The organism is Pantanalinema rosaneae CENA516 (assembly GCF_050753385.1).
Lineage (GTDB): Bacteria > Cyanobacteriota > Cyanobacteriia > Leptolyngbyales > Leptolyngbyaceae > Pantanalinema > Pantanalinema rosaneae.
Map to the genome: position 1 here is coordinate 88,470 of NZ_JBLZFZ010000009.1, position 15,266 is coordinate 103,735.

The 15,266-nt window shown below is 48.9% G+C and carries 14 protein-coding genes; 1 reads left to right on the forward strand and 13 read right to left on the reverse strand.

Annotation, left to right across the window (positions count from 1 at the left end; genetic code table 11):
- Positions 1 to 322: 322 nt before the first annotated feature.
- The 4 genes from rppB to ACN4EK_RS07135 all read right to left on the reverse strand — a co-directional run bounded on the left by rppB (position 323) and on the right by ACN4EK_RS07135 (position 6,138).
- Positions 323 to 1,690, reverse strand: a complete 1,368-nt coding sequence (gene rppB / locus ACN4EK_RS07120) for a two-component system sensor histidine kinase RppB (protein WP_431657051.1) — start codon at positions 1,688 to 1,690, stop codon at positions 323 to 325.
- Positions 1,677 to 2,378 (reverse strand): two-component system response regulator RppA, encoded by a 702-nt coding sequence (gene rppA / locus ACN4EK_RS07125; protein WP_431657052.1) that lies wholly within the window; start codon positions 2,376 to 2,378, stop codon positions 1,677 to 1,679. The genes rppB and rppA overlap by 14 nt, the downstream gene beginning before the upstream one ends.
- Positions 2,379 to 2,475: 97 nt before the next feature.
- On the reverse strand, positions 2,476 to 2,985 hold the full coding sequence (locus tag ACN4EK_RS07130; RefSeq protein WP_431657053.1) for a hypothetical protein: 510 nt from the start codon (positions 2,983 to 2,985) through the stop codon (positions 2,476 to 2,478).
- Between the two features lie 3 nt (positions 2,986 to 2,988).
- Positions 2,989 to 6,138, reverse strand: a complete 3,150-nt coding sequence (locus tag ACN4EK_RS07135) for an efflux RND transporter permease subunit (protein WP_431657054.1) — start codon at positions 6,136 to 6,138, stop codon at positions 2,989 to 2,991.
- Between the two features lie 137 nt (positions 6,139 to 6,275).
- Here ACN4EK_RS07135 and ACN4EK_RS07140 point away from each other — a divergent pair, with 137 nt between their 5' ends.
- Positions 6,276 to 6,524 (forward strand): hypothetical protein, encoded by a 249-nt coding sequence (locus tag ACN4EK_RS07140; RefSeq protein WP_431657055.1) that lies wholly within the window; start codon positions 6,276 to 6,278, stop codon positions 6,522 to 6,524.
- Between the two features lie 39 nt (positions 6,525 to 6,563).
- Here the strand turns inward: ACN4EK_RS07140 and ACN4EK_RS07145 are convergent, their stop codons facing one another.
- The 9 genes from ACN4EK_RS07145 to ACN4EK_RS07185 all read right to left on the reverse strand — a co-directional run bounded on the left by ACN4EK_RS07145 (position 6,564) and on the right by ACN4EK_RS07185 (position 15,201).
- Positions 6,564 to 6,812, reverse strand: a complete 249-nt coding sequence (locus ACN4EK_RS07145; RefSeq protein ID WP_431657057.1) for a DUF4926 domain-containing protein — start codon at positions 6,810 to 6,812, stop codon at positions 6,564 to 6,566.
- An 18-nt stretch (positions 6,813 to 6,830) separates the two neighbouring features.
- Entirely contained in the window at positions 6,831 to 7,430 is a 600-nt protein-coding gene (locus ACN4EK_RS07150; RefSeq protein WP_431657058.1) for a DUF6883 domain-containing protein, read from the reverse strand.
- A 190-nt stretch (positions 7,431 to 7,620) separates the two neighbouring features.
- The gene (locus tag ACN4EK_RS07155) at positions 7,621 to 8,865 is read right to left on the reverse strand and encodes a type II toxin-antitoxin system HipA family toxin (protein WP_431657059.1); all 1,245 of its coding nucleotides are present in this window, start codon (positions 8,863 to 8,865) and stop codon (positions 7,621 to 7,623) included.
- Positions 8,852 to 10,549, reverse strand: coding sequence for a DUF262 domain-containing protein (locus ACN4EK_RS07160; RefSeq protein ID WP_431657060.1), 1,698 nt, complete (start codon positions 10,547 to 10,549; stop codon positions 8,852 to 8,854). Before ACN4EK_RS07160 ends, ACN4EK_RS07155 begins: the two co-directional genes overlap by 14 nt.
- A gap of 460 nt (positions 10,550 to 11,009) precedes the next feature.
- A complete protein-coding gene (locus ACN4EK_RS07165; RefSeq protein WP_431657062.1) occupies positions 11,010 to 12,773 on the reverse strand; it encodes an efflux RND transporter periplasmic adaptor subunit in 1,764 nt (587 codons plus the stop codon).
- Entirely contained in the window at positions 12,746 to 13,423 is a 678-nt protein-coding gene (locus ACN4EK_RS07170; RefSeq protein ID WP_431657063.1) for a DUF305 domain-containing protein, read from the reverse strand. The genes ACN4EK_RS07165 and ACN4EK_RS07170 overlap by 28 nt, the downstream gene beginning before the upstream one ends.
- A gap of 275 nt (positions 13,424 to 13,698) precedes the next feature.
- The gene (locus ACN4EK_RS07175; protein ID WP_431657065.1) at positions 13,699 to 14,016 is read right to left on the reverse strand and encodes a hypothetical protein; all 318 of its coding nucleotides are present in this window, start codon (positions 14,014 to 14,016) and stop codon (positions 13,699 to 13,701) included.
- A 12-nt stretch (positions 14,017 to 14,028) separates the two neighbouring features.
- Positions 14,029 to 14,562: a phage tail protein gene (locus ACN4EK_RS07180; RefSeq protein ID WP_431657066.1), complete on the reverse strand. Its 534-nt coding sequence runs from the start codon at positions 14,560 to 14,562 to the stop codon at positions 14,029 to 14,031.
- 108 nt (positions 14,563 to 14,670) lie between these two features.
- Positions 14,671 to 15,201, reverse strand: coding sequence for a phage tail protein (locus ACN4EK_RS07185; RefSeq protein WP_431657067.1), 531 nt, complete (start codon positions 15,199 to 15,201; stop codon positions 14,671 to 14,673).
- Between the last annotated feature and the right edge of the window lie 65 nt (positions 15,202 to 15,266).

The window sequence follows — 15,266 nt, forward strand, 5'->3', positions numbered from 1 at the left end:
ATCTAACGGAAGTGGAAGTGGTACTCCGGACTATTATATTTCTCTGGAAAAATAAATTCTTGGTGGGTGGATATTTCGGCGGGTGGCTAGAGCGATTGGGTGATGGGAAGCTGAAAAAAAGTGGCGATCGCAGGGGTGAAAAATTAGTCCAATTTTAGTCCAGGGGTAAATCGATCGACTAAAAGCAAGGGCTAAAACCATTGATAAATATGGATTTTTGGTTGAAGCAATCGGATTGGGTTATTGCGTAACCCGCAGAAGTGCAAGCCCTTTTGGTTCGGGAATATTGGGTTAAATTCGCTGTTCACATAATTTAAACAGGTCAGCCCTTTTTAGGATTGCTCAAGGGTAAGCGAATCAAAAAGATGCTTCCTTTTCCGGGTTCACTTTGCAATTGCATTGTGCCGTGATGCGCCTGGACGATCGCCCTGGCAATCGGGAGTCCCAATCCTGCCCCTCCGGTATGGCGAGAGCGATCGCGGCTGACCCGGTAAAAGCGATCGAAAATATAGGGCTGTTCTGCAATCGCAATGCCCACTCCCGTATCTTGAACCTGAATTAAGGCAAACGGATCTTCCCTGCTTAATCCAACGGTGACCTTACCGCCCGCCGGGGTATATTGCAGGGCATTCATGACCAGATTGGAGATTAAGCGCACCAACTGACTCTCATCACCGGCTACATAGAGAAGTTCTGGGACGTGAATTTGAGTCGTGAGTTGGAGGGGAGCCGCAATTTCGAGGACGGACAGACTTTCCACCACATCCAGGATCAACTCATTCAAACAACAGGGCGGGAAAGTTTTGCTGATCTGCTCCGAGGCTTCAGTCGCCGCTTCTAGACGAGACAACAGCAGCAAATCCTGTGCCAATTGCACCAGTCGTTGATTCTGACGATCGACTCCAGCCAGGGCTTCTTTTGCTTCTGCTTCACTCAGCGGCTCAACCCCACGAGTCGATTCCACGATCGCTCGAATGGTCGCCAGAGGCGTTCGCAACTCATGCGCCGCATCTGCCGTAAACTGCTGCATCTTTTGGTAGGAACGGTAGATTGGTTTCATCGCCAACCCTGCCAAACTCCAACTGGCAGCCGCAATCAGCAGCATGGTCACAGGTAAGCCTACCAGCATCGTCAGTCTGAGAAACGCCAGGTGATCATCAAATTGCTTCAGCGATCGCCCTACCTGCATATAGCCCCAGGGCAAGCCCTGGTAATTTTTTAACAATAAGGAATACTGGTGATAACGAATCCCATCCTGATCGTTGAGCGTTTGTAACTGCTGATCATTCAACTGAAGAGAAAGACCGGGGGGAACCTGACCAGCCGTTGCCAGTAAAGTTCCCGGCTGATCAAAAAACCGAACGTAGTAACCACTTTGTTGAAATGCATTCAGAGTATGTCGTTCCAATTCTGCTGATGCCAGGGAACATTGATGACCTGCCAGACATAAATTCGGTAACACCGTTTGGACGGCAGCGTTCAGATGCCCCGGTTGTTTGAGCTTCGGTTCCAGACTGTCATGCAGAGTGCCTGAGATCGATTGCAATTCTTGATGAACCGCCTCCCAGTGGGAATGGGCAACCATCTCATAGGTGGTAAAGCCTGCCAGTCCCAGGATGCCTCCCATCACCATTGCATACCAGCCTGCCAGGTGCAACCGGGTTCGATTAAATAGCTTACTGCGGTGCATCAGCGTCGTTAAAGCGGTAGCCCATCCCGTGAACCGTTTCGATGAGGTTGTGATCCCCCACTTCTGCCAGTTTACGTCGTAACAATCGGATCTGGGCGGCAACAGCGTTGCTGGTCGGTTCTGTACCGACTTCCCAGAGTTGATAGATGAGTTGCTCACTGGTAATCACTTGCCCAGGACGTTGCATAAAATATTCCAGAACTTGAAATTCTTTTGCAGTCAGCGAAATCGGGTAGTGCTGGTTCCCCTGTTGATAAGACACCGTATGTTTGCCATAGTCCAGCGTTAAGTGACCAACTTGCAATTGTTGCGGCTGAAGTTGGGGCGATCGCCGTTGCAATGCTCGAATCCGCGCCAGAAGTTCTGCCATGCCAAACGGTTTGACTAAATAATCATCGGCTCCAGCATCCAGCCCGGTGACGCGATCGCCAATCCGATCTTTCGCCGTCAAAATTAGCACCGGGAGCGTAGCCTTTCGCTGCCGTAATCGCTGACAGAGTTCAATCCCAGATAATCCCGGCAACATCCAGTCAAAAATAGCAAGGGTGTAATGAATCCATTGCTGATCCAGATAATCCCAGGCTGCTAAACCATCCTGCACCCAATCCACAATGTACTTCTCGCGTTTCAGTACCCGTTGAATCGCTGCACCCAGATCCGGTTCATCTTCGACCAGTAAAATCCGCATCAATTTATAGCAATTTTCATTTGGTTAAACCACTCCCCACTCCCCACTCCCCACTCCCCATCTTCACTAAAGACTGCTGTATCCTCCGAAGATTAACTCAACGTTTGAAGGTATATCGGGCATTCACCTTTTCACCCTGAATATCAGAGAGAATCGCCACCTTATATTCCCCAGGCATTGTACCTGGAAGGACGGCGTAATAATGCTTACCCTCTACGTCATATTGCATCGCTAACGATGTCTGGCTGCCATTGGGCAACTGCACCTGGGCGGTCACATTGGCATTGGGAATTGGTTCATGGGCATCGCCTTGCTGCAAAAAGAAATCGATATGCGTCCCATCGGCTTCCTCAATCGTCAAAAGTTCCAGGTGATAGGGACCCGATTCAATAATTTGTCCCCCCTGCCCCCCATGAGAACCCGGTTTTGCCGCTGTTGTAGTTGCTTGTGCTGTTGGGCTGGGAGCAGTCGCAGATGGGCTTTCTGGGGAGGATGTCGCCATCGGACTGACGGTAGTTGTCGGTGTTGGGTTACTACTCCCACAGGCACTCAGCAACCCAATTCCAATACTGGTGATCAGCAGGGTACGAAGGTTAGTCAATTGCATAAATCAGGCTCCCACCTTTTCTACAATGATGTCTGCTTGAATCGGTGCTTTTGTTGTTTTCGGCATCAGGAATTGACCAAATTGAGCATATAACGCTGGCAGTACCAGCAGGGTGAGGGCCGTTGAGGTAAACAGTCCACCCAATACCACGATTGCCAGGGGTTGCAAAATTTCTTTTCCGGCACCACTGCCAATCACCAGCGGTACCATCCCTAACGCCGACGTGAGGGCAGTCATCAAAATCGCAACCAATCGTTCCATTGAGCCTTCGGTAATCACCTGCTTCAGCGACATGCCAGCAGCAAACTTGTTGTTATAGTTATCCACTAACAGCAAACCATTGCGCGTAGCAATCCCAAACAAAGTAATGAACCCCACCAGCGACGCGACCGAAATAATGCCCCCACCCAGAGCGATCGAGAAAATCCCCCCCACCAGAGCCAACGGTAAGTTCACCATAATCATCAACAGGGCAGGAATTGACTTAACCGCAAAATACATCAGCACCGCAATGGCAATCAGTGCCAAGCCACTGTAGATCAACAGAGTTTGGGTCGCCCGTTCCTCCGATTCAAACTGCCCCCCATATTGGATGAAATAACCGGGCGGCAGAACAACCTGCTGACGAATCTCAGACTCCACCTCATTGATCACCGATCGCAAATCCCGTCCCGACACATTCGCAGACACCACGATTAAACGCGACACATTTTCCCGGTTGATCGTGTTGGGCCCAGTGCCGTAATCAATCCGAGCCACCTGCGCCAGGGGAATTTTTTGTCCGGTCGGAGTGTCTATCAATAGGTTGCGAATCGTATCTAGATGGGTACGGGCTTCCGGTTGCAACCAGACCAGGAGATCAAACAGTTGCTGGTCTTTTAATACCTGGGACACAACCTGTCCATTCAGTGCCGTTTCCATCACGCCAGCGATTTGTCCCACAGTCAGTCCATAGCGAGCGGCATTGGAGCGATCGAACCGAATCTGAATCTGACGAATCGGCACCTGAGGTTCCAACTGCAAATCGACAATCCCAGCAACCTGACTCATAGCGGCTTCTGCTGCTTGCCCAATCTTCCGCAATTCAGCCAGGTCAGGCCCAAAGATTTTGATCGCGATCGCACTGCGAACCCCAGATAATACCTCATCCATCCGATGCGAAATAAAACCACCGACGCTGGCAGCCACACCGGGCAATCGGTTAAATTCCTGGCGCAATTTCTCAATGCTGCCTTTGCGGTCTTTGATCCCAGCATCACTGAGTTCCACATCCAGATGCCCCAGATTCACCCCCCCCGCATCGGCATCACCAGGAGCACGTCCTGCCCGTAGTTGAATGGTTTGAAACCGGGCATCCTGCTTCAGGGCATCCTGCATCGCTAACCCGGATTGATTGGTTGCCTTCAGAGAACTACCGGGATAAAGCAGCATGGCATTCACCAGCGATCGCTCCTGAAACTCTGGCAAAAACTCTCGCCCCAGGGCGGGCAGCATTACCAGGGAGGCAACCAGAGCCGCGATCGCGGCGAACAAAATCAACCTGGGACGGTGGATAGCCGATGAAAGCAGGGGACGGTACAACCGTTGGCAACAAGCCGTTACCCAGGTTTCATCCGATCGCAGGCGACGGTGTGCCAGCAAAATCGCACAGAGTGCCGGAGACAGGGTCATAGCAACCAGGGTAGAAGCCAGAATCGAGATCAGGTAGGCAATCCCCATCGGGGCAAAAATTCGTCCTTCCACACCCGTCAGAGTGAAGATGGGCGCAAAAACCACGGCAATGATCACCGTTGAAAAAATCACACTGACGCGAACTTCCACCGACGTGTCGTAGACGATTTGCAGGGGATGCTTTGGGTGATCACTCAGTTGATTGTTTCTCAGTCCCCGGTAAGCATTTTCCATATCCACGATCGAATCATCTACCACCGACCCGATCGCCACTGCCAATCCGCCTAAGGTCATCGTGTTAATCCCCTGCCCAAACCAGGAGAGAATCAACATGCCAATCAAAATTGACAACGGAATCGCACTCAAGGTAATCACTGCCGTCCGCCAATTCATCAGAAACAACAGCAGCACAATGGAAACAATGATAATGCCATCCCTCAGGGAGTTACGCACATTCTCGATCGCTGACTCGATAAAACTATTCTGCCGAAACGTTTCCAGCACCCGCACATCTCTGGGCAACCCCGCTTTTAGCTCATCCATTGCCCGTTCCACCGCCCGCGTCACCGTCGGCGTATCGGCCAGAGGTTGTTTGTTAACGACCACCACCACCGCGCGTTGACCATCGACGCTGCCATCTCCCCGTTGCAACGCCGCCCCCAGTTGCACATCTGCCACATCACGCAGCAGGACAGGCTTGCCATCTCTGGCAGTAACCACCGATTGCGCCAATTGCTCGATCGACTCAACCCGTCCAACTCCACGAATAATTTCCTCCTGATCCGGTGTGATCAGAAATCCCCCCGCCGCATTCACATTGGCTTGTGCCGCTGCCTGGGTAACATCCTGAAGCGAGACATTCAAGGCAGCCAGTTTTGCCGGATCAACCAATACCTGATACTGCCGCACCTCCCCACCGTAGGCGATCACCTGGGAAATACCAGGAATGGCTAACAGACGATTGGTGACATTCCGATCGACCAGCCGCCGCACTTCCATCAGCGATGTGGGAGTCTCGCTGGACTGGGACAATTCCGGCTCTACGGCAAAGGCATACATCAGAATCGTGCCGATCGGCGAGGTGATCGGTGAAATTTGCGGCGATTCAACACCAGTAGGAAGTTTAGAGCGGGCTTGCTGCAAGCGTTCGGTGACAAGTTGCCGCGCCTGATAGACATCCGTTCCCCAGTTAAAGATCACCCGCACAACAGAAATTCCCACGGCTGAAGACGATCGCACCGTTTCCACACCGGGTGTGCCATTGACCGCACTTTCGATCGGCAACGTAATCAACGACTCCACTTCCTCCGGTGCCAATCCGGGGGCTTCCGTCTGAATTTCCACCTGGGGTGGGGCAAAGTCGGGAAACACATCCAGGGGCATCCGGGTCAGGTTATAGCCACCCAAAATCGTGACAATAATCGCACCGATTACCACCAGCCATCGCTGGACGATCGACCATTTCAAAATGGCATTCAGCATACGGATCTCGTCAGCCAACCCCCTGTTATCACGTCACTCCCGGATCATTGCAGATAGAAATGAAATTAGGATGAAATCACGGCAGGGAAACCCCATACGTTAAGAGCGGACATATTCAAGCAATCCCCTGCGTCTGTATGAGTCACATAACCCTCAAAGTCCCTGCGGATACCTGGGTTAAGGCGACCTGGGAGGAATATCTCCAGGCGATCGCCCAACAACCCAATGACAAAGGCAAAAGCTACTACTCCGACGGACAGATGAGGCTGGAAATATCGCCTGTTGGAAATTCACACGCACGAGATCATGCAGTTATCATTCATGCCATTGTTCTATATTCTGGGATCAAAGGTATTGATCTGAATCGTCCTCTCCCAAATAGATAACCTCTCGACGATCGGCGTGCATTGGGGTTGTTGCGCCGCTTATGCTGTCACCATTTCAGCTTTTGTATCGGGCGGTAGTGGCTCAAAATGCAGAACCATAATTTGCTCTGGACGCAACCCTAAAGACTCGTAGGTACGCCCATTGCGATCGCTGAATTCAACTTCGAATGCAGTTCCCTCTGCTAATGTCTCAACAACTGTTCCAACCTGCCCACGCCACAGATTGTACTGGGGGAGGTCAACAACCAGAGCGACAACATCTAGCAACTTGATCACATTGTTTATCACGTTTATTACCTCCACTAATTACAGAGGGTGACAGGTTGTTAGTTTTGGAATTTCTGAACCATGCTCAATGATCCAGGCGCTTCTCAGCGTTGCACTTCTATTTTGCCATTCAACCGTGAAATCTAGAGTGTAGCGTTGCCCAAACTCGTCCCCTCTCCCCAACTGAGCTTCCTGAACTTTAACAACCTCAAGAAGAATTTGACGCAACTCCTCAACATTATCAGCCGTCATTCCAAGAATTGACGAAAAAAGCCGTGCTTTGTGTTTGCCATCGTCATGCTCTAAATTGAGGCAATAGTCACGCAGCTTACGAATATCAACAACTGCATTCTCCGCATTTGGGATGCTTCTCAGCGTTGCACTTCTATTTTGCCATTCAACCGTGAAATCTAGAGTGTAGCGTTGCCCAAACTCGTCCCCTCTCCCCAACTGAGCTTCCTGAACTTTAACAACCTCAAGAAGAATTTGACGCAACTCCTCAACATTATCAGCCGTCATTCCAAGAATTGACGAAAAAAGCCGTGCTTTGTGTTTGCCATCGTCATGCTCTAAATTGAGGCAATAGTCACGCAGCTTACGAATATCAACAACTGCATTCTCCGCATTTGGGATGAGCATAGGAAAGTAAATACAGATAAGCAGTCATCAGTTTATCTCGAAATTTATTACGAAGACTGGCTTGCTGAAGTACGCTTGCTCTGCGGCACAACGGTTCAAATCAGCGGCGGCAGGTAGCCTTGAACTCAGTGCCCGCAACTTGTGAACGTCCGCTGCATTTGAGTTGTTGGACAGTTTTCCATTGCCTTTTCTACTCGTCTTTCATAGCTAGTATTGCTGAAGCACGTTCTGTAATTCCTTCTCCAATTGCATTCTGTAACCAGGGTGAACTCTCTAGCATCTCCGCAATCTCTGGCCAAGAAGATAAGATTTTTTGTATTACTTCGTATGCTACATCTCTCAATCCAACTCCATTGGCATTCACCTTTCTTTCTAATCTTTCAAAATTACCAAGTGTAACTGACTTAAAACTCCTCGACTTAGCAAATTTCAAGCCAAGATCTTCAGGTCTACCTATCGGGCTGTAGATAGCTGTTGCTACTAGATCATACGCTGGGGAAAGAACTGGCCGACGTGGATCTGTATATAACAGTGACCAGTTCTTTAAGTGTGCATCACCATTACCAATCACATAGTTAAATGCTAGTCTCCGTGCAAACTCAATTAGTGACTCACTATCATATTGACGATAAATCAGAGCCGCAAGCGTCTCAAAAGTTCCTATATATTTTTTAGACGGATAAAATCCTCGCACCTGGGCAAAATCTTCAATATGCACTAAATCTCTATTTGCTGTCCGATCAAACCGACGAATTGCGTATGCAGTGTCTTCTGAAGCGGGCCAAAGATTGGCAGGTACATCTGTCAATTGATCTCGATGAACAAGACGAACTTCAGGAACATTTATACCAACCTTACGTGCAAGTTCCATCATTGAGAATTCATTTAGAGGCACATTTTGATATCTCTGATCTGGAAGCTTGACAATCCAATCTCCGCCTTCACCAACACCTGGTGACGTAAATCTCTCACCCTTGCGAAGCATTGAGAACTTGAGTGCCACTCCTGCAAGGGAAAAGCGCCATATGCTTTTTGAATCACCATCACTCTCTAGATCTGTAGATATTTCACGCCTATTAGCATCAAATACTTTTTGATCAATTTCTGCTTCAGCAACCCGAACAGCACCAGGAAGATCATGCCCGACTTTGAGCAATAGAGCTAATTCTTGATTTTCACTTACACCTTTGTCTTGAGCTATCCACTCACGGAGACGACCCTCTGGCAAAAGATTAGAGAACCATGGAGGTAAGCGTACTTTTGAGCGATGGATAGCAACTAAATCATCTTCAAACAGAAGACCTAGAACAGCTCGGTTTGGATCATGAATATAAGTATCATTTAACTGAAAGCGAATAATGCCTTCGCTTAGCGTAATACTGCCAACACGTTGTTCATATAGCCATACTCCGTAATAGCGCTCAATCGCGGTCATCAACTAAATCCTCTTCATCAAACTCTTCTTCATCGTCTTCATCAATAATTAATGAAGAAAGTGGAGGCGTATCCTCAAATAATGCCTCAGTCATAGAGCTAAGAAAATCTTCTGTCAGTTTTCGTAATCGAAGCTCCCGCAGTTCTAAAAAATGAGCACTATCTTGTCTAATTAAAGAAGCTCTCATCTCAGCATCAACAAGATGTGAATCCAATAACTCGAACCAGGACGAATCCATCATTGTTGCAGGTTGCTGCTGGAAAACATCTCTCGCGTCTTCAACAGATTCTTCTCCAAGAAGAAGAAATCGATTTGCTGTAGGTGTTTTACTACCACTCGGATCTTTACGAAGTATTGTTGCAACTATATCCTTCGCTGTTCGTCTTCCTTCAAGAGATCTTCCTAGTTCATCTTGAGAATAAGGCTCTCCAGTCAGGAAAGATCTGGGACGTTGAAACCACATAGCGCAAAGAACGATACGTGTACTGGCAGCTGTAGTTCTAAAGCTTTGAAGGGCCGGTAATCTGAGTGAATATCTTGAAATTATTCTTAATAAAGATTGAACAGATTGTACTTCGTTATTTGGAATAATTTGTGAGCATAATACTCGAATGGCTTCTGTTGGCCCCTTCAATACATCTGGACCGATAATTGCTGCACGCCAAAACCAACGTCTTAACAACTCAAGATTACGTGGAGCAGGTTGGGGATAGTAAGCGAAAAAGCGAGTTAAGACAACAAGAAGAAATCGGTAAGCAAGAAAACTAAAGTGCGGAACTCCAGCTTCATTTTGCAAAAAACGGATTGCAAGAGCCAAAGCTTGCTCACCGGCTCGATATGCCTGGTCACGTGTCTCTCCAGGAAACTCGGAAACCCGCTTTTGATCGAACTCTACACGAATATCACGGTTAACGTCAGGTCTTCGTCGAGCCAGAATAGCTCTTAGAACGGTGTCGTCATCAATTTCTCCAAAAAGATAAGTCTCACCAATACGTAAAACAATGTCAGCTAGAGAATGTGTTTTACCATCATTTTTTGAACTTCTATGCAAAGCAGAAAAAACCTCTGCCCGTGTTAGTCGTTTCCCATAATTGTTCATGCGATCAAAGATATCCCGAAGGACATCTTCATCTTCTTGTTTAACTATATAGGCGGGTATTGAATATTCACGAATTGCTTTAGCAATTCTCGTGGCATCTTCAAAATATTTAGTGGATTCAGGATGTTCGCTAAACCATCTAAGTAGCCTTTGTAAATCAAAGATAGTTGGGAGATCAATAACATGAGGCTGTTCGCCAATTGGTTTCACAAATACTTGACGTGAAAGATCATATGCGATCGCGAAACGTGGATCTGTTAATCCAGAATTATGAAGTGCATTGGCAAGACTAGTAAGCCGCTGCTGACCATCAACAACCCACATCGCTTCATCTCTGCTAGAAGCATTAATTTTTAGTGCTCCTATCTCTAATATCTCCTCTGGAGCAGGGCGTGCCCAGAGAAGCACGCTCCCAATTGGGTAACCCCGGATGATACTATCCATGAGCCGTTTGACATCTTCCCACTGCCAACGAAACGGTCGTTGAAATTCGGGAATCCGAACACCTCCTGTGAGAACTTCATCAATAAGATCCTCGAGTGGAAAGGTGCTAGCGTTTGGTTTTTTAATTCGGGAACTTGTCATGGTTTGTTTTTTGTGCCTTATATGCAGACAAAAGTCTCAGCTTGCCTTGTTACTCATCATTTTTCTAAGCGCAGGCTTACCTTAATTTTAGGATGACTACATATATTCTTCTCAGTTTTAAGCTAAGCGTGCAGACCAACAGCGAAAACAGGTCTTTGTAATTGAACTGTTTTCGTTCTCCGCATGGTGCTCTGTGTTGACCGAGATTGCAACACTCAGACTTTGGCAGGAACATCTAGAAGAGTGATCAAGGTTGAGAGGCTGAGGGCTGTGATGCCTTACTGTCCAACTATTAATGGACTGAAACTTTCCGTCTAAGATCCCACAGTGAATGGATAGGCAGAATGATTCAGCATAAGCCCCTGATTCTACTGCTTATGCAGATTACTTCTACATAATACGCGGCTTAAGCTGAATAGCCAGAATCTTCCTCTGGCTATTGGATAGATTGGTGGGACTTTTAAGGTGGCACTGAGGTTTCCTGCGAACGTTGTGGTAGTGAAGCTGGTGTAGAACCGTTTTGGGGTGACAATACCGAATCACTAACAGGGTTCACAGCCTCAAGTTCCAACTCGCTGGCTACCGAATTGTGACGATCGCGCCTCTTCGCCCAATACATCCCAGCAAAGAAGGTGCCCGTGGCGATCGCGCCGCCGACTGGAACCAACACCCACCAGGGTAAGGAGGAGGACTGAGGACTGGGGACTGAGGACTGAGGAGTGGGATCTTCTGAAGGGGTGCCGCCGCCTCTTAGCGATTGGGCATAAAGCTGTCTGGCACGCTGGATGACAATGCGATCGCCATCAAATAAACCACTGGTAACTTCAACCAGATCACCAGATTCCCGACCTAAAGTGACTTCAGCAGGTTGAAAAGCAGTACCATTCTGCACAAACACGATCGTGTTCCTATCGTTGGTTTCGACCAGGGCAGATTTGGGGATTACCAGAACGGCATTGGGAGTTCGATCAGTTAACACATCCAGTTCGGCAAACATCCCCGGTTTCAAACTGCCATTGGGATTGTCCAGTTCCGCCTTGACGGGCACAATCCGGCTCTCTCCCTCAACCACTGCCCCAATCACACTGATCCGTCCGGCAAACGTGCGATCGGGGAGTCCATTCACATTGACTCTGACCTGTTGCCCCGGTTGAATCTGACTCAGATCTTTTTCATGAATACTGGCAGAAACCTGCACACGGCTACTATTGACGATCGTCATGATCTTTTTACCCGCATCCTGTCCCGATTCGCCCGGAGTGGTTTCCCGATCGGCAACGGTTCCAGCAATCGGAGCCACGATCGTCATTGTGCCATCCGGATTTGGATTGGCTCCCAATTGACGCAATCGGGTTTGATAGGTTTCGCCACTCAGGGAAACACGGGACTGGGCAACCTCCAGATTCGACTGGGCGCGTTTAAGCTGGGCAACCGCCTCGGACACCTGGAGCCGACTTTCTGCCTTGGTCAGGGCCGATCTGGCTGCGGCTAACATCGTTTCAGACTCTAGAAACGTGCGGCGGGGAATAGCTCCACTGGTTAACAATTCCCGATCCTTGTCGTAGCGTTCCTGAGCAAAACTCACATCCGTTCGAGCCTGCTGTACCTCCGTAGCAGCAATGGTTTGTTGTTGGCGATAATTCTCCTGTGCCAGCCGCAAATCCGCCTCTGCCTGTTGAACCGCCGCGATCGCCTCTGCTCTGCGATCGAGCGCCGTTGTCCGCAACTCTGCTAACTCCGGACTGGTCATAATCGCTACCGGCTGTCCTGCCGCCACCACTTCCCCCGGACGCACCAATAGTTGCATCACCGTCCCACCAACCGGGGTCGTCACTTCAACCTGCTGGTTCGGTAATGGCTCCAGTTGCCCCGTCGCTTTAATCCCCACAGCCAACCGTTGGCGAGATACCGATGCCACCTTGAGTCCCAGGCGTTGTGCAGTCTCGGCATCAACTTGAATGGCTCCGACCACTTGCCCCGACTGGCTATCCCCGTGAAACTCATCCCCATGCCCTGGATGAGCCAGCCCTCTGGCAGCAGGCAGCAGCAGCAGCAGACTGAGGAGCGTTCCACAGAGGGAACGAGTGGCGATCGGGGAATCAAATCGACGGGTAGAACACATCATCAAGAAGTTCCTGGCACTGAGGATGGAGATAGAAGCGTATTCAGATCGCGCCTGCTCAACCGGGATTAGCTCTACTTGCCGTACCAGGTTTTTCTCCACTGTTTCATCTGGTCAATTTCTGCCTGCTGCGAAGCAATAATGTCATTTGCCAGTTGCTTTAACTCCGGATGCTGGGCTTTAGTGAGCGCATCTTTTGCCATCGCAATCGCCCCTTCATGGTGGGGAATCATCGCATTCATAAACCGTAGATCAAACTCCCCATCCGCAGCACCCAGATCCATTTTCATCATCATGCTATTCTTCTGCGCTTCCGACATCGGCAGCATCTTTCCTTGCTGACTGTCGTATGCCATTGGGGTTTCACCCGCTTCGGGATACCAGGCTTTGCGCCATTTTCGCATTAGCTCATTCTCTTCCCGGTTTTGAGCTTTGATGATGGTCTGTGCCAAAACTTTGATATCTGAACGCTGGGATTTTTGCAACGCTTCATTGGCCATCTCGATCGCCCCTCGATGGTGCGGAATCATGGCATCAATAAACCGCAAATCATACTCAGCATCCGCCGGTCCCAGATCCATGTCCATCAGGTGATTCATCATATCACCATGATTCATCTGACTGTGATCCATAGTGGAATGATCCGGCGCTGAATTCGATCCGGCATTGGTAGCAGCCGGACTCGGTGACTCAACCTGAGTCTGGGAATTTGAGCAGGCAGTCAGGGTACTACCCGCAGTTGCGATCGTCACTACGACCAACCCTAAGAAAAATTTAGCCTTCAAAACAATTACCAACCCATTCAAGCAGTCGTCATACCTAGCATTTCACAGAAACATGAAATCTGGATGAAATTGAATGAGGTTGGTGCGATAGTCGCTTGCTCCCTTCGCGTACCGCAGCATGTAATGTCGGGTAAATTGGAAAAAACGATATGACATCTCTACCCTGAGCAGGCAGGGCACTGATGGCTGGCAGGCACTTAACGGGGTTGTTGCCGCCTAATGACTACAGCAAGTTGACCGACTCAGGCAGGTTGCATTTCTGACTCGTCGAATTCTAGCTCGTTAATTTCCCGATAGAAATGCTGCAAATAATTCAGGTCGCAGGCAAAGAAACCTTCCACGATCGCAGGAGTGATCTCCTCTAGTGCCCCTAAGCGTGTAATTACCCGCGCCAGAATAATCACCGTAGCATAGGCTGGGTTCGCCTTGACTCGGGGGTCCCGCATCGGCACAATTTCATCCATCGCCGTTGATAAGCGCATCACCCCCCGTCGATGCACATTCCCCATCTCATCCAGATAGCCCTTAGGTAATTCAAATTCAAATTCAGTTTGTAACATAGATTCACTCAATTATTTAATTCGTTTGAAATCTTCGATCGCTAACTCTAGTTCCTCAATCGCTAAATCTCCGGAGGAAACCGTACCGCCCCCAAAACTATAACTAACAGGCCAGGCTCTCAGGAATTGGAACCGCGCTCCCTCATTGCCCCCTTGCTCATAGACCACCAACGACCCATCTCGGCGTTCTGTGCCCCATTTGCCCTCCTGAACCGACTGAATCCACTCCCATAATTTAGTGGAATTCGTCATCATGCCCCGCTTGAGACTAATATTACCAACTTTATAAATCCCAGGAATTTTTGTGCGAACAATGTAACCTTTTTTAGCTTTTCCCCATTGTTGCGGCGTGACTTCACAGGCTTCGATCGGATCATGGCTATATTTCAGCCCCTTACATTCCATGAAATACGCATCTGCCTGACTACTCCCTTTAAACTGCAACTCCACATAAAACCGGGAGGTGGTTAGCACTTCCGGCAGCCTAAAGTTCTGACCTGTAGATGAACTACGACTATTGCGAGTTTGAAACCGGGGAGAGAACATGGCAATGGAGCTAATAGAGCAAAGAGCGATCGGGATTTAGTTAAATTAAATCGGTTGATGGAGAGAGGATGTCTGAATAGGCTCAAACATCCCCTTATAGCCGCCGTTCTAGTTAATATTGACGCGAACCAAACCAGCGTGGGCAATTTCCACCGTTTCCTTAAATAGATCGTTGGAATCAGCAGACACTTTCGTGGTTTTATATTTGGCGGGAATCGCATCCACAATATTCCAGCGTGCCCCTTCCGTCCCATCCTGGTTATAGAACACTAAAGAACAAGCTAACCGTTGTTCCATTTGCTTTCTAGGTCCACCATCACGGGGTTTGGGATGACACCGGAGATACCAATCCAGTAAGGTATTGTTGTCTCCCGTTGAGACAAACTCTAGGGTGATATTTTGGGTACTCACTCCAGTGGGTGTTGCCTGGGTTTGAGTTCTGGCTCCGGCTCCGGCTCCTTTAGTTGAGCCGATCGGTTTCGTTTGATCGGTGACTTCAATCGTAATGGCTACTCCACTAGCTTTGGAAATCAACAATCGAGTTTTGCCGTCAACTTCAAAGTAGAAGCGGCTGAATGTTAAATACTCGATCGCCGATCGCCGACTCTGAAAGTTAAGCGAAAACGGTGACGCGACCATGCTGTACTTCCTCCCGATGGATAAATATTACTTCGTTGGTTGCCAGAAATGAGTCATTGGCGATG

Coding starts and splice junctions, on each gene's coding strand:
- ACN4EK_RS07130 (WP_431657053.1), bottom strand. CDS start 2,985: ATGCAATTGACTAACCTTCGTACCCTGCTGATCACCAGTATTGGAATT.
- ACN4EK_RS07185 (WP_431657067.1), bottom strand. CDS start 15,201: ATGGTCGCGTCACCGTTTTCGCTTAACTTTCAGAGTCGGCGATCGGCG.
- ACN4EK_RS07180 (WP_431657066.1), bottom strand. CDS start 14,562: ATGTTCTCTCCCCGGTTTCAAACTCGCAATAGTCGTAGTTCATCTACA.
- ACN4EK_RS07160 (WP_431657060.1), bottom strand. CDS start 10,549: ATGACAAGTTCCCGAATTAAAAAACCAAACGCTAGCACCTTTCCACTC.
- ACN4EK_RS07155 (WP_431657059.1), bottom strand. CDS start 8,865: ATGACCGCGATTGAGCGCTATTACGGAGTATGGCTATATGAACAACGT.
- ACN4EK_RS07175 (WP_431657065.1), bottom strand. CDS start 14,016: ATGTTACAAACTGAATTTGAATTTGAATTACCTAAGGGCTATCTGGAT.
- ACN4EK_RS07135 (WP_431657054.1), bottom strand. CDS start 6,138: ATGCTGAATGCCATTTTGAAATGGTCGATCGTCCAGCGATGGCTGGTG.
- rppA (WP_431657052.1), bottom strand. CDS start 2,378: ATGCGGATTTTACTGGTCGAAGATGAACCGGATCTGGGTGCAGCGATT.
- rppB (WP_431657051.1), bottom strand. CDS start 1,690: ATGCACCGCAGTAAGCTATTTAATCGAACCCGGTTGCACCTGGCAGGC.
- ACN4EK_RS07150 (WP_431657058.1), bottom strand. CDS start 7,430: ATGCTCATCCCAAATGCGGAGAATGCAGTTGTTGATATTCGTAAGCTG.
- ACN4EK_RS07140 (WP_431657055.1), top strand. CDS start 6,276: ATGAGTCACATAACCCTCAAAGTCCCTGCGGATACCTGGGTTAAGGCG.